General features: G+C 41.5%; 25 protein-coding genes and 1 pseudogene. 22 read left to right on the top strand and 4 right to left on the bottom strand.

The annotated features are described in order from the left end of the window. The 15 genes and pseudogenes from K245_RS28365 to K245_RS25105 form a co-directional block, all read left to right on the top strand. Positions 1–126, top strand: a pseudogene (locus K245_RS28365) (IS200/IS605 family transposase); the annotation flags it as partial. A 51-nt stretch (positions 127–177) separates the two neighbouring features. Beyond that, a complete protein-coding gene (locus tag K245_RS0117395) occupies positions 178–432 on the top strand; it encodes a hypothetical protein (protein WP_027360244.1) in 255 nt (84 codons plus the stop codon). Positions 433–1,011: 579 nt separating this feature from the next. After that, entirely contained in the window at positions 1,012–1,377 is a 366-nt protein-coding gene (locus K245_RS25135; RefSeq protein ID WP_051284315.1) for an FHA domain-containing protein, read from the top strand. After that, entirely contained in the window at positions 1,378–2,100 is a 723-nt protein-coding gene (locus K245_RS25130) for a hypothetical protein (protein ID WP_051284313.1), read from the top strand. 124 nt (positions 2,101–2,224) lie between these two features. After that, positions 2,225–2,509, top strand: a complete 285-nt coding sequence (locus K245_RS25125; protein ID WP_198013920.1) for a helix-turn-helix transcriptional regulator — start codon at positions 2,225–2,227, stop codon at positions 2,507–2,509. A 68-nt stretch (positions 2,510–2,577) separates the two neighbouring features. Then, positions 2,578–3,474, top strand: a complete 897-nt coding sequence (locus K245_RS26905) for a replication protein (RefSeq protein WP_198013919.1) — start codon at positions 2,578–2,580, stop codon at positions 3,472–3,474. Continuing rightward, positions 3,471–4,223 (top strand): ATP-binding protein, encoded by a 753-nt coding sequence (locus K245_RS25115; protein ID WP_051284309.1) that lies wholly within the window; start codon positions 3,471–3,473, stop codon positions 4,221–4,223. Before K245_RS26905 ends, K245_RS25115 begins: the two co-directional genes overlap by 4 nt. Positions 4,224–4,418: 195 nt before the next feature. Beyond that, positions 4,419–5,306: a DNA (cytosine-5-)-methyltransferase gene (gene dcm / locus K245_RS0117355; protein ID WP_027360242.1), complete on the top strand. Its 888-nt coding sequence runs from the start codon at positions 4,419–4,421 to the stop codon at positions 5,304–5,306. Further along, positions 5,303–5,467, top strand: a complete 165-nt coding sequence (locus K245_RS27825; RefSeq protein WP_156906834.1) for a hypothetical protein — start codon at positions 5,303–5,305, stop codon at positions 5,465–5,467. The genes dcm and K245_RS27825 overlap by 4 nt, the downstream gene beginning before the upstream one ends. Next, positions 5,467–5,961: a single-stranded DNA-binding protein gene (locus tag K245_RS0117345; protein WP_027360241.1), complete on the top strand. Its 495-nt coding sequence runs from the start codon at positions 5,467–5,469 to the stop codon at positions 5,959–5,961. The genes K245_RS27825 and K245_RS0117345 overlap by 1 nt, the downstream gene beginning before the upstream one ends. Positions 5,962–6,030: 69 nt before the next feature. Next, positions 6,031–6,546, top strand: coding sequence for a nucleoside triphosphate pyrophosphohydrolase family protein (locus K245_RS0117340; RefSeq protein WP_027360240.1), 516 nt, complete (start codon positions 6,031–6,033; stop codon positions 6,544–6,546). After that, positions 6,543–7,022 carry a hypothetical protein gene (locus K245_RS0117335; protein WP_198013918.1) on the top strand — a complete coding sequence of 160 codons (480 nt, stop codon included), beginning with the start codon at positions 6,543–6,545 and terminating at the stop codon, positions 7,020–7,022. The genes K245_RS0117340 and K245_RS0117335 overlap by 4 nt, the downstream gene beginning before the upstream one ends. A 690-nt stretch (positions 7,023–7,712) precedes the next feature. Further along, positions 7,713–7,961 (top strand): hypothetical protein, encoded by a 249-nt coding sequence (locus tag K245_RS0117315; RefSeq protein WP_027360237.1) that lies wholly within the window; start codon positions 7,713–7,715, stop codon positions 7,959–7,961. Continuing rightward, entirely contained in the window at positions 7,942–8,937 is a 996-nt protein-coding gene (locus K245_RS0117310) for a hypothetical protein (protein ID WP_027360236.1), read from the top strand. Before K245_RS0117315 ends, K245_RS0117310 begins: the two co-directional genes overlap by 20 nt. Then, positions 8,918–10,399: a hypothetical protein gene (locus K245_RS25105; RefSeq protein WP_051284307.1), complete on the top strand. Its 1,482-nt coding sequence runs from the start codon at positions 8,918–8,920 to the stop codon at positions 10,397–10,399. The genes K245_RS0117310 and K245_RS25105 overlap by 20 nt, the downstream gene beginning before the upstream one ends. Here K245_RS25105 and K245_RS25100 read toward each other — a convergent pair. Beyond that, complete coding sequence (locus K245_RS25100) at positions 10,360–10,713, bottom strand: integration host factor subunit alpha (RefSeq protein WP_084156395.1); 354 nt, start codon at positions 10,711–10,713, stop codon at positions 10,360–10,362. The genes K245_RS25105 and K245_RS25100 overlap by 40 nt on opposite strands. 252 nt (positions 10,714–10,965) lie before the next feature. On the opposite strand from K245_RS25100, the gene K245_RS0117295 reads away from it, so the two are divergent. From K245_RS0117295 to K245_RS0117270, 5 genes are all read left to right on the top strand, one after another. Further along, a complete protein-coding gene (locus K245_RS0117295; protein WP_027360235.1) occupies positions 10,966–11,592 on the top strand; it encodes a potassium channel family protein in 627 nt (208 codons plus the stop codon). Positions 11,593–11,697: 105 nt separating this feature from the next. Then, positions 11,698–13,116 (top strand): SIR2 family protein, encoded by a 1,419-nt coding sequence (locus tag K245_RS0117290; protein ID WP_027360234.1) that lies wholly within the window; start codon positions 11,698–11,700, stop codon positions 13,114–13,116. Positions 13,117–13,258: 142 nt separating this feature from the next. Beyond that, a complete protein-coding gene (locus K245_RS0117285; RefSeq protein WP_027360233.1) occupies positions 13,259–13,585 on the top strand; it encodes a hypothetical protein in 327 nt (108 codons plus the stop codon). 179 nt (positions 13,586–13,764) lie between these two features. Further along, entirely contained in the window at positions 13,765–14,934 is a 1,170-nt protein-coding gene (locus K245_RS0117280) for a hypothetical protein (RefSeq protein ID WP_156906833.1), read from the top strand. Positions 14,935–15,383: 449 nt separating this feature from the next. Further along, positions 15,384–16,004, top strand: coding sequence for a hypothetical protein (locus tag K245_RS0117270; RefSeq protein ID WP_027360231.1), 621 nt, complete (start codon positions 15,384–15,386; stop codon positions 16,002–16,004). Positions 16,005–16,011: 7 nt separating this feature from the next. On the opposite strand, the gene K245_RS0117265 is transcribed toward K245_RS0117270, so the two are convergent. After that, positions 16,012–16,347, bottom strand: a complete 336-nt coding sequence (locus tag K245_RS0117265; RefSeq protein WP_027360230.1) for a type II toxin-antitoxin system HicB family antitoxin — start codon at positions 16,345–16,347, stop codon at positions 16,012–16,014. Then, entirely contained in the window at positions 16,344–16,598 is a 255-nt protein-coding gene (locus K245_RS0117260; protein WP_027360229.1) for a type II toxin-antitoxin system HicA family toxin, read from the bottom strand. Before K245_RS0117260 ends, K245_RS0117265 begins: the two co-directional genes overlap by 4 nt. 163 nt (positions 16,599–16,761) lie before the next feature. On the opposite strand from K245_RS0117260, the gene K245_RS0117255 reads away from it, so the two are divergent. After that, positions 16,762–17,391 carry a hypothetical protein gene (locus K245_RS0117255; RefSeq protein ID WP_027360228.1) on the top strand — a complete coding sequence of 210 codons (630 nt, stop codon included), beginning with the start codon at positions 16,762–16,764 and terminating at the stop codon, positions 17,389–17,391. Between the two features lie 12 nt (positions 17,392–17,403). On the opposite strand, the gene K245_RS25095 is transcribed toward K245_RS0117255, so the two are convergent. Next, positions 17,404–19,953, bottom strand: coding sequence for a DNA methyltransferase (locus tag K245_RS25095; RefSeq protein WP_332248675.1), 2,550 nt, complete (start codon positions 19,951–19,953; stop codon positions 17,404–17,406). 60 nt (positions 19,954–20,013) lie between these two features. Here K245_RS25095 and K245_RS0117245 point away from each other — a divergent pair. Then, positions 20,014–20,215: helix-turn-helix domain-containing protein (locus K245_RS0117245; protein ID WP_027360227.1), on the top strand; the 202-nt coding region annotated here is incomplete at its 3' end.

Raw genomic sequence — 20,215 nt, 5'->3', positions numbered from 1 at the left:
CAGAATTTTTTGGCAAGAGGCTATGATGTATCGACAGTTGGCAAAGATGAGCTGTCGGTTCGAGAGTATATTAAAAAACAGGAACACGAGGACCGCAGAATTGAACAGTTAAGACTGTTTGATTAATCACCTTTAGGTGATCCCCATTTTTTACCGCTTTGAGCGGTTCAGAATCCCATGCCACCGGCTTTGCCGGTGGTCGGTGACTGTTCCACCGGCAAAGACATTGCCAAAAAAGCAAAAGAATCCATTCCCAAAAAAGTAAAAACAAAGCGTTGCGCGAGATGCAAGAAGTGGTTTCCGCTTGAAGTGTATCGACGTGACGATGCTTCCATCAGTATCAGTTATTTTTCCAGATGCCCTGCTTGCCGGGCAAAATATTACGCAGAGAATAAAGAACTGAAAGATATCGAGCGAGAGGTCAACCTATGAAAAGTCAGGAGATTGATTTCTGGGAAGATGAAGAAAAGAGGTGGGCTCAACTTGGTACAGCCAAGAGAGTTGATCATGATTATGCCGATAGCTCAATGGTAGAGCCTCGATCTCCAAAACCTATGGCTGCGGGTTCGAACCCTGCATCCGCTTCCAAGGAGTAATAAAACATGTGGCCACATGGTTATTATGCTTGCCTCGAAATTTTCGATTTACTTGTTTCAAACAAACATAGTTTTCGACCGCCAGAGGTGAAGGAGGTGGGACATGAAAGGTTGATTAAAAATATTGGAAGCTTGAGACACCGGGCAAAAATTCCCGGCTACACTCGCACAAGAAATGGATTTAGGCTGGCTATTTGATGCGCGGGTAGATCCCGCAATCAACTAATCAGCTTTGAAATGTTTGAATGGACGCTGTGGATCATAGAATAGAAATTGGATCATGCCTCAAACATACAAGGAGGGGATTATGTTCTTCATAGTCAAGGGTTAAGCACTCTTTTAAATCAGCTGTTTTATTTAGATATACATTCCCAGATCCATTGCGGGTTTGGGAATTTAAAAAAAGGACACCGGCATGGAACAGATAAAAGGATTATCCCTTGAAACACTCGGAGGCGGGGCAGCTGTTGAGCGATTCAACCGAGAGCTTGCAATGGTTGCAGCAAACATACTTGACCCGAACACGCCAGACAAGAAAGCAAGAAAAGCAACTCTGGAATTAACCGTGAAGCCTGTAAGCAGGAATCACGCAGTAATAGAAATTTCAACCAAGTCCACACTCGCAAATCCGACACCATACTCCACACAGATATTCATAGACAGAGATATCGACGGGGAGCTTGCTGGAGTTGAAAGAGATCCGAACCAGGTGGAGTTGCCATTCAAAACTCCTGTGACAGAAGTAGCATCAAACCTTATTGCAATCGGAGACAGAAAATAAATGACATTATCAGCAGACGCAATTCGTGAAATAGTCAGTATACAAAGGCCAGAGAGAATAGATATCGATGGAAGGCCTTATGTCATCAAGGGATATGACCCTGCCCTGGAGTCAGTTGCAGAAACCATTGAATGCCATACACTGTCAGGGATAACTGATTATGTGAAAACCAACATCGATAAGGCAGAACATAGCGACCTTATGATTCATGTGGTGAGTCATGATGAAGTTGACCTCCTGGGCGCACTGACTACTCTTTTCAGGCAGCGAGAAAAACCGATAGAATCTAAGGCAATCACTCATTCCTTCAAGTTTGGTGGTTGGTATCAACTCGATGAATTCATAATTGCCATTAACAGCGCATTTGAGCCAACAGAAGATCTTCTATATCTTCAGAAGCTTCTTGGATCAGTAACGCAGGGATCAGCCAAGAGCATATCGGATAACGGGGTCACCCAAAGCCTGAACGTTAAATCTGGCGTTAGTTTCGTGGATACCACCACTGTCAAAAACCCGCTTGTCCTTCAACCATACAGAACCTTCCTCGAGGTTGCCCAGCCTGCTTCAAAATTTTTATTCCGTCTCAATAAAAACAAGTCTGAAGAAGGTCTTCCTCTCTGTTCTCTTATCGAAGCGGACGGTGGAGCATGGAAGCTGGAAGCTATCAGCAAGATAAAGGGTTATTTCAAGAACAACCTCCCTGAGATCGCCGTGGTCGCATAATTCTAATATCTGGGAACGCTGCATTCAGAAATGGCGTTTCCAGATAAAACTATCTGCGAGAGGCCTCATTGCGGGGAGACGAATATGGGAATAAGTCTTAAGCACCATCAAAGGATATGCGTTCATGAAGGGTAGGGCAGCGGTAAAAGAAAAATATATGACCATTCATATGATTCTTGGGAATCCTAACAAGGGTATCCCCGCTGTCATACCTGTAAGCAGGCGCAAATGGTTAAAAGGCGTTGAGAGTGGCATTTACCCCAAGCCGGTGCGAGTGTCGAGCCGTTCGCTGGCATGGAAAGCAAAAGACATAGAGCGGCTGGTGAAAGAGCTGGAAGATGGTCACGATAAAAAAGAAACCCCTCTGCCCGGACAGACAGAGGGGACAAAACAAATAAAACAAACTTAAGTAAGGATATTAACATGTTGGCTGAAAAAATCAATGAAAATCAACACCAGGGCGCTAAGGTGATAAAAATGCCCGATAGAGGTAACAGGTCATTTATCGACAATGAGTTTTTTGAGGCGGTTGCCAAGCATAGGATACCCGGCGAGCAGATGCAGGTTCTTTCAGCTATTGTCAGAAAAACTTGGTGCTGGAGCAAGGATTCAGACAGGATCGCAGTATCACAAATAGTTGAGATTACAGGATTAAAGAAACAAAATGTATTCAGATCGATACAGGCATTAATAACAAAAAACATCATAAGTGTAATCAAAAATGATGACAAAGCGGCACATATTATTGAAATAAATAGAGATTTTGGTTCTTGGGTTGCGTCATCAAAAAAGATTACGTCATCAAAAGTGATTCAAGGCGTAATCAAAAATGATGACAAAACGTCATCAAAAGTGATGGACACAAAAGACAATAAAGACACTTTAACAAAAGACATTAAAAACTCTTATTGTTCGGATTTTGAAAATCCGAACGATACTCCTCCCCCTGACCCAGAATTAAAGCCTGAAAAAAAGACAAAGATTTATAGCTTTTCTGAAAAGCATCTTCTTCTTGCCGATCTCCTGCATGATGAGATTTTGAAAAACAAGCCTGATTTTAAATTCCCCGGCAACTATCGCAACGAATGGTCAGACACAGCAAGGCTTATGACCGACCGTGACAAGCGTGAGCCTGAAGACATTAAGGCCATTATCCTCTGGAGCCAGTCAGACGAGTTCTGGAAATCGAATATCTTGTCTATGTCGAAACTCCGCATCCAGTTTGACAAACTACAGATGCAGCAAAAAAAACAGCCCATGAATGGCAAGAAATCATCATGCCCGATGACAAACTATGTGACGCCCAAAGACCTCGCCGCAGAAGCTGCAAAGTACGCAAATACATTACCTGACCCGGAGGACTGGCTGAAATGAAAAAAGAAACCAAGTATTGTGAAAGACATGGTGATTATGTGGCCGAAGTCTTGCCCTTTGGAAACATGTGGAGTCTTTGCCCAATCTGCGCTGAAGAAAGGCAGCTGAAGCTTGATCTTGACCTATCCGCCGAGGCAGCTTTCCGGAGGAACAAAAAGATATCAGAAAACCTTCAGTTCTCCGGAATTCCCAAAAAGTACGCTAACGCAAGCATTTCAGGCTACGAGGTCACAACGGCAGAGCAGCAAAGGGCGGTTAGATATTCAATGCGGTATGTTGAGGCTTTTGAAGGGATCAAGGACGAAGGGGTTTCGATGGTATTTTTTGGATCTCCCGGTACCGGGAAAACTCATCTCGCCTGTGCAATAGCGCTTGAGGTAATCCGGAAAGGTTTTGAAGCAAAATATATCACTGCTTTCGATCTGCTCAACGAAATAAGCGACACTTTCAGGACAAGTGAATTAACGAGCAATGTAGTTAAGAAATACACCGAATCTGGCCTCCTTGTGCTTGATGAGGTGGGGATTCAGTACGGCAAAGACCATGATTCTATATGGCTCTACAAAGTGATCAATACCCGTTACGTCAATGATAGGCCAACAATTGTTATTTCAAACCTGGATGATCAAGCATTGGAAAAGTTTCTTGGATCTCCAACGTATGACAGGCTCCAGGAAGGCAAAGGCGCGGCAATTCCTTTTTTCTGGGAGTCCCGAAGGAGAAAACAGAATCTTAAGATGGTGGGGTAATATGGCCTGGAAATTACTCCCCATAAACGGCTGCATGCAATGCACTCGGCGAAGGCTTTATAATATCCATGTGCCGCTTTGTACACATCCGATCATTACGGCAGAGGAATCACCAAATAAAGGTCGACCTATAACGGTAAAGACTGGGTTTGAGGCATGGTGCCCATTGAAAACTTACGAGAAGGAGTCTGTGTCATGAGACATCTCGATCTTTTCAGCGGGATAGGCGGTTTCGCTCTGGCTGCTTCATGGGCCTGGCCAGATCATAAAATTGTTTCATTCTGTGAAATAGACCCGTTCTGCCAAAAGGTTCTTAAAAAGCATTGGCCTGATGTTCCGGTGCACACAGACATCAAGACCTTGAAAGGGGATAGTTTTGGAAGCGTTGACCTTATTTCGGGAGGATTCCCTTGCCAGCCATACAGTGTTGCCGGGAAGCAAAGAGGCTCAGAAGATGACCGTGCGCTCTGGCCAGAAATGCTGCGTATTATCAAAGAAGCAAAGCCCCGTTGGGTTATTGGCGAAAATGTTGCTGGTCTCATCAAAATGGAACTCGACCAAGTGCTTTCTGACCTGGAAAGCATCGGATACGAAACACAGGCGTTTGTTATTCCGGCTTGTGCCGTCAACGCCCCGCACAGAAGAGATAGGGTCTGGATTATTGGCCACTCCGACTGCAACCGCAAATCAGATGGCCCCTTCAATGCAAAAAAAATGGCCGTCGTGCAGAGCATTGTTACCAACTCCCCGATGTGCAGATGGGATGAGCGGGCCTCTACGATCTCCGGAGAGGATAAAAAAACCAAGGGGAAGATTAGAGGATGTAATTGCCATGCAGATAATGCCAACCCCAACAGCTCAAGATTCGAAAAATTCAACACTCCCACCATCGCAGAAAGACAGGGACTCAGTACCAGGTTTTCTGTTGACGCATGGACAAACTGGCCGACTCAATCCCCCGTTTGTGGAAGAGATGATGGGATATCCAACAGGGTGGACAGACTTAAATCATTAGGCAATGCAATAGTTCCACAGGTTGCGGTGCAGATAATGCAGGCAATAAAAGATATGGAGACGGCGTGAAAGAATATCAGAGATACGAATACTGCAATGCTGTGAAATGTCCCAGGCTCGAAGATATCAAGGATGGAGTAAAGGCATATTGCGAGGAACTTTGCGGAGCCTACAAGTTCCATAAATATCTCCAGGATCAGGGGTACAAAATCATAAAGGACGGTGAATAATGGCTGGTGTCAATAAGGTAATCATCATGGGCAATCTTGGTCGTGATCCTGAGCTTTCATATACTCAAGGCGGCATGGCTGTGTGCAAATTCTCCATTGCCACATCAAAAAGAAAAAAAGACGGCACGGACGTGACTTCCTGGCACAGATGTACCGCATTTGGCAGGACGGCGGAAGTTATCACTCAGTATGTCGGCAAAGGCAGTCAGCTTTATGTCGAAGGGGAACTTTCGTATGGACAATATGAAAAAGACGGAATAGTCCGCTATACCACAGACATCTATGTAAACGAGTTCGCATTTGTGGGAGCAGCCAAAGGTGGTCAGCAAAACCATGACAACCAGATGGGCCAGCCTCCTCAACAGAATTTCCAACCACAACATCAGTACCAGCAGCAACAGTATCCACCACAACAGCAGTTTTCTATGACCGATAACCCTGGATTTCCAACAGATCAGTATCTACCACCCAAGGATGATGACATTCCGTTCTGATGCTGTAATGCACGGCTGATTCATGTCCTGTGACCTGACTCAGCCGTATTTATAATCTGGAGATAAAAAATGAACACAACTCTTGCAGAACAAGTAATCATCCTTTTCGGATGGGAATACCAGATAGACAGGCTTGTAGAGGAATGCCTGGAAGCGGGGGCAGCAGGTTTGAGGCTTCTTGGATCTAAGCTCCCACAATGGCATAGAGAAAAAGACCATGAAGAAAAGCTCATAAAAGAAATAGCGGATGTATTGGTGGTGCTGGATCAATTTGAGACACGGTATGCCTTGGACTGCGGAGATTTACCAGCAAGTATTATTACCCGTGATTTATGGGTTCGTGAATTTTGCACCCAGTGTTCCTTCACCGCATCTTTTATGCAGTTATATCACGATGAACTCAAAAATACTGAAACAGTCTCTGGAAAGATCATTGGTATGGCAATAGGGAGAGCATCCGATGTCAAGACGTTGTTGAACGAAGTGGGCAGATTTTTTCCTGAAGAAGAAATCAACAAAGCCAAACATGCCAAGGAAAACAGATTGAAAAACATCCTTCACGATTACATTAAAGAGACCGCATGAGGACTCATATGATTATGGCTATTGATCCAGGAACGGCACAGTCAGCATATGTCCTTTGGGATGGTCAGAATAAACCTGAAGAGTTTGGTTTGATTACTAATGACGATATTCTGAGTGTCATTAGAGACAGAAGTCTCAACCAGGTTGTGATTGAAGAAATCAGAAGTTATGGCATGCCGGTTGGTGTTGAAGTTTTTGACACGGTTTTCTGGTCGGGCAGATTCGCACAAGAGGCTGAACTCCGCTGTATTTCATGGGGAAGAATTCCAAGACAGGAAATCAAAACGCATCTTTGCAATTCTTCCAAGGCTAAAGATTCGAATGTCATCCAGAGCCTGATTGACCGATTTGCTTATAATGTTCCGGGAAAAGGTAAAGGGACTAAAAAAGAACCCGGCTTTTTCTTTGGCTTCAAGAAGGATATCTGGCAGGCGTTTGCGGTGGCGGTCGCGTGGAAGGATATTAAGGGGGCGTGATGATTTGTAGGAAATATGGAATTGGTAGAGTAGAGAGAATAGAAAGACTCGTGTCGAAATGTTCGGCTTGCGGTCAGGAATATGTGGGGGATGATGAGCAGTAAGCTCGTAGTTCAATATGACGCTTTAAAGCGTGAAGCTGTCTGTCCTGTCTGCGGAAAGACCGGACGGACAGTCAAAACTTGTCCTATTGAAAACAACTCCAGGCACAGGCTCCATAGATGCTTATCATGTGATGCTAAATTCTGGAGTGTTCAGGATTGATTTAGATAAATAGCCCTTCCCATATAAGGGCTATCTCTTCAACCGCCCGTCGTTAGCCCAACTCCCCAAAGTCAAGTGTTTTGTGCCTTTTCGGTCTACCCATAGACCGAAATATGTATACTCAATATCCATCATCTGCCTACCATACCCACATCATTCACAGTAAATCAGGGGGATCACTATGCTATGTCGGGGATGCGGACAGTTCAAAACACAAGTCATGAGAACAACTGACTATGGTGTTGTTATCTTGAGGTACAGAATCTGTTCCTCATGTGGCCGAGTCTTCCAGACAGCAGAAGAAGAGTATGGTGCCTTGGAATCCACAATCTCCCTGTGCAGGTTGAAAGCGATCTCAAAGCAGCATGTAAAAGAAGTCCGTGACGCTATTCGTGTGAGAACTACCAGCTTGGAGGGAGTTACGGCATGATAGAATTCATTTCAAATCCATTCATAATAACTTTTGCAGTAATTTCCATCGTACAGCTTGCTTTGGCACTAAGAACGTTACACTTCATGAAGATGGGCATAGGTGCGCTCAAGGGGCATAAGGCAATACTCCTTTTTATGTCAGGGGGAATTCTTTTCCTGGTAGTCTTTATCATAATACTTCTATGCGCCGTACCCGCGCTTTTTGCTGATTTTCTGGAGCGAGATGAGCAAGAAAATTCCTAACAGGGATGAAGATCTCAGCATCGATTATGCAGCAGAAATCGCGTTGTATGCAAAGTTGCTAAAAAAAGGTGCAAAGTTTACCCAGCCTGAATTCTGTGAGGGCAGGAATATCAGCTATCATGTATTCCGTCGCAGGATGAATGAGTTCAGAAAAGACGGTAACGCTCCCATTGAAAAGCTGACTGCTGGCAAATCAGATTCAGGAAAGCCCAAAAAATCACGCAAAAAAGCCTCTGGTGCGCAAAAAGTGATTCCTGATTTTGCGCCAAAAGATACGCAAGATATTGAGCAAAAAAAAACTTCTCAGCCTTTGCCAAAAGCCAAAGCAACTACAAAAAAATGTGCTCCCAAAAGCACTGAAGATGCGCAACTTTCTGCGCAAGATGATGCGCCAGAATGCAGCGATGAAACTGACTGGGAGAGTTTCCCAGCATTTCAGGCAGCCTCAATAAGTAACTTCAATGTTTTTGACGAGAACAAAAAGTTACTCCAGAGCTGCGTAGAAGTTCTTGCTGCTATCGTTACAAAAATTAAGGCAGGAGCATTGCGCATTACCAAGGTCAGTGATGTGAAATCAGTCACTGGAGCAATTAGAGATGTGCAGGCCACACTTGAGAAATTGACGCCTGATTATTCCAGAATAGGCATGCAGCAGGAAGTGGGTCTTATATTCGATAAGCTCATGAAAGAAGAAATAGATGTTGTTGAAGCTGCGCTGACAATTGAAAAAACAGGTATGCCGTTGCCTGATTCAATCAAGATCCTTCTTGCCAAGGCTGAGGCTGTTGAAAAAGAACCTGAATATGAAACCATCACAGAAGAACAGATCAATAAGAAGCGCCAAGAAAACTTGGCAAGGATTAAGGCTGAATATAATAACGGCCCAGCCAAAATTTTTGCAATTCAAAGGCTGAAAGAAGAGCTTAGGGCTTCCGGTTCATTCAATGTGGAGGCTGATGAAGCGAAAAAGGCGTAAGCGTAACTTGCTTGAAACTCCTCATTACCTGGAGTTTTGTGCCAGGTATCAGGATAATCTGCTCGATTACATGCTGGATAACTCTTCTGAAAAAGGAATTACGCTTCAGCAATTTTCGCTTGCAGAGGCTATATCTAAACCAGGATGCCGCGTATCTGTTGCGTCGGGCCATGGCACTGGTAAGTCATTTACGCTGGCAACTGTCTGTGATTGGCATCTCCGAGTATATCCACGGTCAAACGCACTTCTTACAGCGACAAATATTAAACAGGTGACAAGCGTCGTATGGAAAGAGCTTGATGGAAGCATTGATAGGGTGGAGAGAAACTATCCTTTTCTGCGAGGATATTTCATAAAACAGGCTCAATCATATTATCAGGCCGACTATAAAGACTCTTGGTATGTGTTGCCTAAAACTGCCAGTAAGTCGGCTCCAGAAAACCTGGCAGGCCAGCATAATGATAACTATCTTTGCATTGTAGATGAAGCCTCGGCTGTTGATGATACTATTCATGGAGTTTTGCGAGGCGCTCTCACTAATAAGAATAATAGATATGTAATGGTATCACAGCCTACCAGATCTTCTGGCCATTTCTACGATTCTCATCATGAGCTGAAGGAGAGTATATATAAGGCTTTTAATTTCAATTCAGAAGAAAGTCCTTTGGTCGATGTGGAAACTATCAGGGAAAAGCTTATTGAGTATGGAGGCCACCATAGCCCTGAATATCAGATCAAGGTTTTAGGAGTTTTTCCAGATAATCTTGCAGGGTATCTTATCCCCAGGCACTGGTGTGAACAATCTCAGCATCTGGTCATCCTGCATGAAGAAGCTTGGGGCTATGTTATGACCATTGACGTTGCTGAAGGCGTTTTCAGGGATTCGTCTGTTTATAATATCTGGAAAGTATCCGGGTTTGGTGATTCCAGAAAAGTAGAATGGATCTCAGGATTTAGCAGCAAAACCATGAACGAAAAAGAATTTGCCCGACATGCTTACAACGAGGCTCAGAAATATCAGGATATAACTATAGCAGTTGATGCTGATGGCCCAGGACGAACTGTTATTCTTGAAATGGAAGAGCTTGGGCAGACGGTTGAGTATATAAAATGGGGCTTGCCGTGTCATTCCAAGGCGGATCAGAAGCGTTATAAAAATCAAAGAGCCTATGCTTCAGTAAAGGCGCGTGAGGCTATTTTTGACGGTCGCATGAGATTGCAGCCTGGTCAGACTATTCTGGATCAGGCATCGAGGATTCCATACAAATTGAACGACCGTGGGCAGTATGAAATCATGAGCAAGGATCAGATGCGTTCTCAGGGTATCAAATCGCCAGATGAATTTGATACCGCCTGCTTTACTTTCCTGTGCGATTATACTCCGCTTGAAAGCTCTAAATCTGAGGAAACGAATAAATATCTTCAGTGGGCGCGTGAGGCTCTTGAGGGTAAAGCTTCTTGAGTCTTCTTGGTTATCTTCTTCTTTTTGGGAAGCTGATGATTCCCGACCCTATCTTTTAGGATCCCCGAACATCTGAAGGTAACAATCTTTCTTTCTGCAATAAGCATACTTTCACCGGTTGCTGGGTTTCTTCCTGTCCTGGTTCCCTTCTCATTCACGCAAAATCTCCCGAATCCTGAAACCATAACATCTTCGCCAGCCGTAAGAGTACGTTTGATGATTTCAAGAAGGGTCTCGGTTACCAGGATAGATTTTTCTTTTGTGAATCCTGCCGTTGCAATGTTTTCAATCATATCAGTCTTTTTAAGCGCCAAGCTGTCCTCCATATCAAAATTTTAGAAAGGGTCTTTTTTAATCTGATTTTAGTTTTTTGTACAGAGCGCATTTTTTAACAAATTTTTAAATCTTTTGTTAAGAATGATATATTTATTATTGATTTCCCAAAAAAAGTTTGTATGGTTTTTATGCAAAAATGATTTTTCATAGGTAATAGTAAAAAAAGGTAATAGATGGAAAATATTCCGCTTATTAACACTGATAGGGCATAAAAAGGTGATTAATAGATTATGAAATTATTTTCACTTCTATCGCCCACATGGGCAATTGCGGACTTCGTAAAGAAGAAATATGATAGAACAACTGTAATAGAGGTGCTTAACTCTTTCTATCTGTACCTATCAGTAGTGAGCGTAGTAGGTGTTCTTGTGTTTCAAAAATATTGGGCGTCACAAGAGAATACAAGTATTAGCAATGCACTTTCCTATGCTGTTGTTTATATCTGGTCATATTTGTTACTTTCTAGATGCCATGAAATATTTTGGGCATTTTTGCGAGACGCATTCGACAAATTAGGTGATCCTGAAGATAAAAAGAGCAGGTTGGGCCCTAAAGATCGAGTAAGACTCGCTTTAAAAAGCTATTTAGAGCTGGTCTTAAATTTTTCACTTTTGTATGCATTGGTGCCAGCAACAGAAGGAATGTGGTCAAGCAAAAAATTTCCCATTCAAATAACCGATGCAATGTATTTTAGTGGGGTAACAATAACTACACTTGGCTATGGTGATTTCAGCCCGGGTCATTGGTATCCGCAGTTTCTAACAGTTTACGAAGTATTTTGTGGCTTTATACTCCTGATCGTTTGTTTTACAATTTACTCAGGAATAAGAAGCCCTAACAAAAACGATTATGAATAGGTCGTGTAAGGCAATCTGCTCAACCCGACGCCGACACGCACTGATTTCACCAGTAAAGCATCGGCGTAGCTTAGCTTGCAGTTCGGTAATTAATATCGCAAAAATATGAGCCAATATCAGCAGTTATTCGACATTGTAGAGTCAGATAAATTGATCGTATTCACCGGTGCGGGCTTTTCTCGAGGCTTTAAACGAAGTGACGGTTCCATGGTGCCCGGTTGGATCGATCTTCTCATAGAAATTAAGGCGCGTTTTGACAGTGAAGGGATTATTGTGAAAGATTTAGCAGGGAATCCTGCGGATTCTCTCATAACAAAATTCATGGATGAACCGTTTCCCCGTGGTGAAAACTTGATCGAAGTCGCCACAATACTTCGACGCGCTGACCACACACGTTTTGATGTGCTTGTTGAAGAGCTTCTAACACCTCAATATCCACCCGATCCAGTTCTTTATGCAGAATACGAGAAAAAGCATAAGGCGATTATGGCGTTACAGCCAAAAGGCATTATTACCGTCAACGTAGACAAATTTCATGAAAATTATCTAAACTCTAACGGATATTCATGGACCATACATGACCCGATAAATGGTGATGAGTTTGAAACAATCGGGATTCTTTCAAGATTGGAAGAGAGCCCATTTCTCATAAAGGCTCACGGCACAATAGGTAGGAAGATCGTCTTCGATTACTTAGCATATCGTGACCTTATAGAAAAGTCTCCTGCATATAACTCTCTGTTTATTCATCTTTTTTCTCACTACCGCATACTCTTTATTGGCTTCGGACTTTCTGACTTGGACTTTGATCTGACCATAGAGAAAATTGCCCGAAAAATTGGTGTGCCAATCCAGCAGCATTTGACAATTCAGGTTACGTCTAATAATCGCAGAACTGCAAAAAGTAGAATCGGAAAGGCCATAAATGTTGCAAGAATGGCACGATTGGAAGAACGATTCGGCATAATTTCTTTAGAAATGAATGCTATCGATATTCCACCATTATTAGAGAAAGCCGCTTCAGTACCTGGCTCAAGACTAATCAAGTTGATCGATGAATGTATTTCAAGCGATCTTGACATTCGAAAGCGTGCCCACTTGGATTTACGTCTTTTGGGAACAGTCGGCAAAAGAATAGCCATGAACTATATCTATGAGAAAGTCTTAGGCAAGCTTAGGGCTTTAGGAAGCCGCCGCTGCAAAAGCCGTGAAATTCATGACTTGAGCGAGTTAACATACAGCCTTGGGTCAATCGGCCTGGAAGAGCCAAGTGATATTCGAAGCCTCTCAGGAATGCTTATAGATATCATCGAAAATACAAAAGAGTGTGAAATTGTTGCTCATGCTCTTTGGGCACTCTTTGCTATAGCCGGCTACGTGGATGGCATACGGCTCAAAGATCTTCGAATTTCGGGGCATATCAACAATCTCCTCGAACATCGAGACTTTAAAGCACCAAAAGAACGGTGCTCTATGTATTTGGATGCTCTTATTGCAAGAATTGATGCTGAAGCGTTAAGTTGATTGTAACTATGAGATACAGAATACCGAACAATTAAGGCAACAAGACGGCAGGGAGCAGCGTTGCGCTAAGCGCATGTAATTCAGTTGCCGCCGATAGTTACCCTTGTCCTTAGATGGTAGCTGGATAATTTCAGGAGCTGCGGTGGCTCTTATTTCCTTCTTTGGAGTTCGAGTTTCGCAAGCACTTCTGGCATCTGTAAAAAGTTTTACTGTTTGGCAGAAATTTCTTCAAATCAACCTTAGCGAGATTGGAGCAATGCTATTGCCTGCGGAAATCGTCGGCATCTACCAAAAAGTCGTTGCTCAGGAGCATAAGCCAGATTTGGTTGATTCTCGAGAAGCTATTGTGACCTCTCTCATTACAGTTTGGGCGTTGGTTTGTATCTCTGGGGTTTTGTTTTCATTATCAGGGATTATGGCAGCTATTTACCCAAGTTGGTTATCATTTTTTAAGAGCCTGTGGGACTGAATTAAAATAATAGCAAAGGCTGTATGTATAACAAGTCGCCCAGCCTACGCCGGGGGGGGCTACGTATCTTGACTCAAACGTTGCGGCGGCGCGGCTTAGCTCATCGTTGTGCTTCGAAAACGTTTTAATATGGGAGTTGATGAGTAGCTTTTTTAAACAGCCGTAGCAGTTAGGAGAAAATGATGCCTCACCCATTAGAGAATAGTCTAATAGTCTCACCAGAATTTATAATATCCGTTGTAAAAGCAGATAAGAATATAATCACTGAAATAACAAAAAATTCTGGTTTGAGCCTTAATACAGTTAAAACCCATTTAGGAAGACAAAAATTTTCTGCAACTAAAAGCACAGTGAAATTTTTAAAAGCCATATCTTCAATTTTTAAGAATATGTTTGGAACCGAAGGAGAGATGTTTTTCCATCTGGAGAAAGGTGACTTACATCATCACCTTAGAAACAAAATCATTGATTTGATCAGGAAAAAGCAAATAGTTCCTGACAGCCCTTGGGAGACTTTTTTTAACACCCCAACCTATGGGTTTTTTTTGGGAATTGACTTTCCAAAAACTAAACAACTAACCCTTCATTTTGATCACCTTAAGAAAAATATAATTTGGGGGTTTGACAGAGATCAGTTTTTTTATTCGGCACTTTACCTTTCATTTGCAGAAAAACCATCTCTGATATTTGATAAAAAACTTATTGAAAAATGCGAAAAATCAAAGACTAAAGAAGAATTTATTAGATATTCATTGCAGCCATTTCTACAGTGCTATCTATATGCAATAGCTATTTTTAATGTAGAATTTTACCCTTTAAAATCAAAGTTGCCTTTGATGAATGAGGAACAACGCAGACAGTCAGAACAGCTCAGGCAACCATGGTTTGATATGTTTATACCGGCTTTTGATGCTAAAGGTAAGTTTAAACCACCAATAAAACAATGGTGGGACTATATATTAAAAACATATAATTTAAAAAATGGCGTTTCTCATTCTTGGGATGGCATACTTAATAGTAATATACTTTCTAATGAGAAATTACCTGAGGAGGAGCCTGATGACGAACTATCTGATTTGGATATAAGTTTATTAAGAAAGTGGGAAAAAGGGAAACATACGCCAAAATATGAAAAAATTAATTTGATTCTTAGTAGATTATTTCAAAAGGAACAGGAGGAACCGCAAATTTTAGAGCTTATATTTTACGTTGTTGCTAAAATTTTTCAGCATATTTATGAAAAACTATATGCTTCGGGCTTGAATGAAAAAGATATAATAGCGTTTTTTGATAATTATTCCATTTATTATAAAGCTCACTTCGAAGAATATAAAAAGGCCGCAGTTTAATAAACCTGCGGCCTTTCATTAGTTAATTTTTATTTTTTGGGAGGGTTATTCCCTCGTCCACCACCGGAAGGGTTACCTGTTGTACTTGGGCCATTAGGAACTGAAGCTTTACTCTTTGCATTGATTTTGAACAAATCGTTTCTCATTTTGGTCTCCTTTTATTTAAGGGTTAAAATGAGTCTTATTTACCGGGACTATTTGCTTTATAAAAGGCAACTGCTGTCAAAATTTATTTTTTAGAAAATTTTTATTATATTACTTTCGTCATTGTAATAGAAAAATATGCACAACGAATAAGGATAGATCGTGTGAGCCTAAGCGAACCACGATATTATTCGGTCTTTGAGCAAGCCCGGCTTCTATCCAGATAAATCTATATCCTTTTCCCATCCTTGCCCGATCTTTTGTGTTATTTTATTATCTTTCTCATGACTGAAAACCGTAAAATAATGACAGTTTCGTTATCGCATAATCTCAGGGCAAAGGCTTATGCCGCATATGACGGCAATCTGCTTGTCGTGACTCATATTTCTCCTATCACTGGTCTTTTTGCTCTATGGGAAAAACCTTTGATGGAAGAAATAAGCGACAAGATAAAAAAGGGATACACTGTGCTTGTGGATGAGCCCATGGACAGGATATCCCGTGCCGCTACCAGGATTGACCTGAATGCCACGGTCGATGGTAGGTCTAATTTCTTCAGGGTCATGGATGCGTACTTTTCTATGGCTGCAACCGAATCCATAATCCTTGATGATGAAATTCAAAAATATGCCATTAAGACAGGTGGTGAAGGCCAGAAGATAGAAACTGGTCATGATGACAAAGGCAGGGTGACTTATCACGCAGATTGGCAGAAGATAACGGGCGGTCACAGGGCTGTAATGCTGTGCGCTTACCCCATGATGTTTGAGCCGGTTGATGAAATTTATTTAATGGCAATGTACGGGGCTATGGAAACAACCGCTCCAGTCAAGAATGAATTACAGCGGTTTATAGAGTCAATGCAGGCTTGCGATGAGAAAAGAGCGATAGCGTTTGAGAATAAGCTTATGGAAAGGAATAAGTAACTGTATATTACGCTCTATGAAGATTGATCTCATCAATCAGGGCTTTTTCAACAAACGAATTGATAGACAGCTTTAGCTTTTTAGCAGCAGTAGCAACTTCCCTGTGAAGCTCTGGGGACAATCTTAGATTAAACTTGCCTGAATAAGGTTTTTCAGGGTTTATTCCATCCTGCTCGCACCATGCGAGATAATCATCTATGGATTCATGGAAGGCCGCTTCTATTTCATCAACAGACTTACCCTGAAATGTTATTACGTCACGGGTGTTTATTATTTCCCCATGAAAGACCTTGGCCTTGTCATCATAATCCACTACGCCTATATAACCTTTATATTCCATCATTTTAAAACCCCCGCATTTTCTAAAAATCTTCTCATGGACATAACAGAACCCTTATCAGTTTCTTTTTGTGGGTGCGGCCTATGGAAAACAGCTCTTTCTCCATTCAATTTTATTCGGACACGAGAACCATTGCCTTCTGAAATATCTGAACCAAGAGCAATGAGAAGAGCTTCAATATCACTCCATAATATATTGGACTGAACAGGGTTCTTGAAAATATCTGATAGTGTTTTCCTATGCCTTGAATTCATGACTATTTAGTACCGTTTTTTAGTACCAATGTCAAATTGTCTTTATATGTAGAGGTGGGTGATTATCATATAATAGTATTTGCCATGCCCACGGTTGCTCTTTCAGAATCCATGTCAGATAATTAGGCTGTATAAATAATAAGCTAGTGGGAGGGAATCAACAATGAGCATAATAAAATCAACTCTTTGCATGGATACGAGAAAACAGATTGAATCAAAGCTGAGTTTTCTTGGCGTGATAAAAAGCAAGTATGGCTCAAAGGTATCAGCAGTAAAAGACAAAGCTGCGGCTATGTCACGTATCGATATGGATAAGCTAAATATTCCTGACCTTGATTTTGGGGATGTTATCGGTGACGCAAACAAAATGCTTGAAGCTTGCACGTCAATAAAAGACAGATTCGGCTCTATGCCCAATCTGATAGGCAAAATAGATATCTCTAAATACCTGGATGATTTTTATAGATCCATTCCTCATCCTTCCATTGATCTTGGGCTATCACTTGATTCTCTTAATGATCTGTTTTCAGGGCTTGAAATGCCAGGCCATATATCGGCTCTTGATAGCCTCATAAATTGTCTGGCGGCCACTTGCGGTGAACCCGTGGACGGCTTTATCAGTGAAGCCAACGGACTGATGGATGATCTGGCGATAGATGAATTCGGAAAGGTGGCAAAAGACGAATTGATATCAGGCCTTACCCAGACAGGAAAAGACAGGGTGGGGCAAGTGTTCGAGTCGGTAACTGGCAAAAAAGCTGATTTCAAGAGCATCGTTAAGAGCGTTTTTTAATTCTTCAGATACTTATAGCTTTTTTTCGTTTAGCTCTAATACTTCATCATTATAAACCTTGTTGTCGATATGCTTCCATCCATAGCAAGCGCATACAGTCTTATCTAATTTTTTGTGCAATTTAAAAAGATTGCTGGATGGTTCAGAGAAGAAGTCATTATATAGCTTTGTTATTGTGCAGTTCCGTGAAATAGCTTCCTGTGATCTGAAATCCTCAAGTTCCTTCATGATTTCCCTGACTTTTTGCTTTAAAGCGTCCTTGGCTTCATGAGGGAACGGGAAAGTCAAAAAACAAGTCGTATTTGTATAGCGTGTATCTGACTTTAATGTAGAACATTGTGCCAGAACCCAATCCATGTGTATCTTGGAATTTAAGATTCCAAGAATAAAAAAGTCATCACTTGCCACGACCATATTCGCCTCGCATGGCAAGACAGAAACATCAATGGGCCTGAAGCATGTATATTTTGCAACTTTTGGCAAACAGAAATAGCATTCCAATCCTTTAAAAGCCTTCCGCATCTGAGGTCTTGATCGTCCAAAAAGCCACCACTTTTCTGATCGGCTTTTTTCTTTATTGAGCATTCTTTCCGGGCGGATATTTTGTTTTACATGCTCAAAAGGCACTTTATAGCCGCTTGCTTTTTCAAGCGTCATATCGTTAAAATCTATAACCCAGTCCAACTCTATGCCCGGCGAGACAAGCGTCTTGCCGTCAAGCATTGGTTTTAGGACTTCCTTGTTTTTTTTGTCTTTTTTTATCCATTCTTTTGCAGTCGCAGCAGAAACAATAAAACCTTTTCCTGATAGTTCACATGCCTGAAATGATAAGTTTTCATTTTCCTTGAGTGGCTTTGCAACTGTGTAGTCTGCTTCAGCTTTAAGGCTTGAATTGATGAAGTTGACCTTTTGCTCATCGAGAAAAATATCAGATGGAATGATTTTCTTGTTTTTAACCCAGTTAACAAGGCTTACATGAACATTTGCCGTTCCGCTCCAGACCTGGGTTGAGACGGCGCTGATAATGGTTCCATTGTTTGCAGAAATATAGTCAAGGCTTGCTTTTCTTGAAACGCCTTGTGAAATGGAATTTGTGCCTACCAGTCCAATACGTTCTGCGGAACTGTCATTGGCTTTTTGAAACCAGAAAACGCATAAATCTGGCTGTCCTTTAGCGTCTGGGAAAGCTTTATATATTTTTTCTGCATAATCGTCGCCTCGTTCTGTTCTCAAATATTTTCCACCTAAAAAAGGAGGGTTGCCTATTATTATATCAGCTTTAGGCCATTCGTTGAAAAGAGCGTCTTTTACAACAATGTTCCTGTCCAGATCATCGAATGGAAGCGTTTTATCCACAAATTCCAAAGAAAGCTGATTTTTTTTGATGTATTCTGAAAACATGCCATTGAATATTTTCTTTCCAAAAGACAAGGTGACCTTTGCAAGTTCAACAGCAAAAGGATTTATGTCCATTCCATAGAACTGTTTTGTTTGAATTACCGAGTCAACGTCTCTGATATTGTAACTTTTAAAGTTCTCGTTAATTTTTGACAAAATTTCGAGTTCAAGATTTTTTAGTTCACGTAAGGCTACATACAAGAAGTTACCGCTTCCACAAGCAGGGTCTAAAATTTTAAGTTGCCCAAGCCCAGCCCTGATTTTACGAAGTTTTTCCAGCGTATTTGCTTTTTTGATTTCCTCAAGGATGGGCTGAATAATGGTTGGCCTTATAATTTTCATTATATCCTTTTCATAGGTATAATGGGCTCCCATAGCATGTTGGGCATCGCTGTCCATGCTGTATTCAAAAATATTCCCAAATATGGCGGGTTCGACGTGCCTCCAGTTAAATGTCGCGGTTTTTTCAATTAGAGCAATTTCATAATCAGTTAAATCAACAGGGTCTATTTCTTTAAAAAGTCCACCATTGAAATATGGAACATTTTTAAATCTTCCACCTTTAGCTTTATTTTTGTTGTTCATTTGTCTGAAAAGTGCTGGGAAAAGATCATAAGCTGATTGAGTGTTCTTGCAATCTCTAATCAAGTCTAAAAAGAACCCGTCTACAGGGAAAAGCCCCGCATCCTCTGAAAAAAAACAGACGAGTAATTGCAGTACAAATTTTTGAACTTTGTTTTTCTCCTCACCTCTGTTTATCAAAGAATGATAGACATTAAGCAGTTGTTCAACGGCTTCTTTGGTAGCTTTTTCAACATTGTTAGCAAAAATAGGCACAATAGGCTCTTTGGATAAAAAAGCTAACGCTCTCCATCTATTTTCTAAATCATTAATATTAAATTTATCTAAAGGAGCGTCCTGCATGAACCAGTTGAAAATCATTATTTCATCAAAGTTACATAATACCACGTAAGGAGTTTTTTCTTTTCCGTAACTATTGTTCCAGTATTCCCTGGCCTGAAGGACATGGCTGTGAAGGTCTTTGCCTCTCGATTTCATTTCAATAATAGCTTTTTCAGGCAATAACAAATCCTCGAACTTTGTTGTTTTGCCTACTTTCGTTCTCTTTTCAAAAAGGCCACCGGAGAGCTGGTCTGGAAAAATTGGACAGCCATTTAAGTGAAAATCTGCTTTATTAGAACATCAAAAAAAAGGAGCAGAAGAATGGCAAAAGGAATCAGAAGAAATCACGGACCAGCATTCAAGGCTAAAGTGGCGTTAGCGGCTTTGAAGGGAGACAAAACCCTCTCGGAATTATCCGATCAGTTTGGTGTGCATTCCAATCAGATATCAGCCTGGAAGAAAGAGCTTGAACAGAATGCCTCAGAACTGTTTGATCGTGGAAAAAGGAATGATGAAACAGGAT

It is taken from the genome of Desulforegula conservatrix Mb1Pa (assembly GCF_000426225.1).
Taxonomy (GTDB): Bacteria; Desulfobacterota; Desulfobacteria; order Desulfobacterales; family Desulforegulaceae; genus Desulforegula; species Desulforegula conservatrix.
This window is presented reverse-complemented; position numbering and strand designations above follow the sequence as displayed.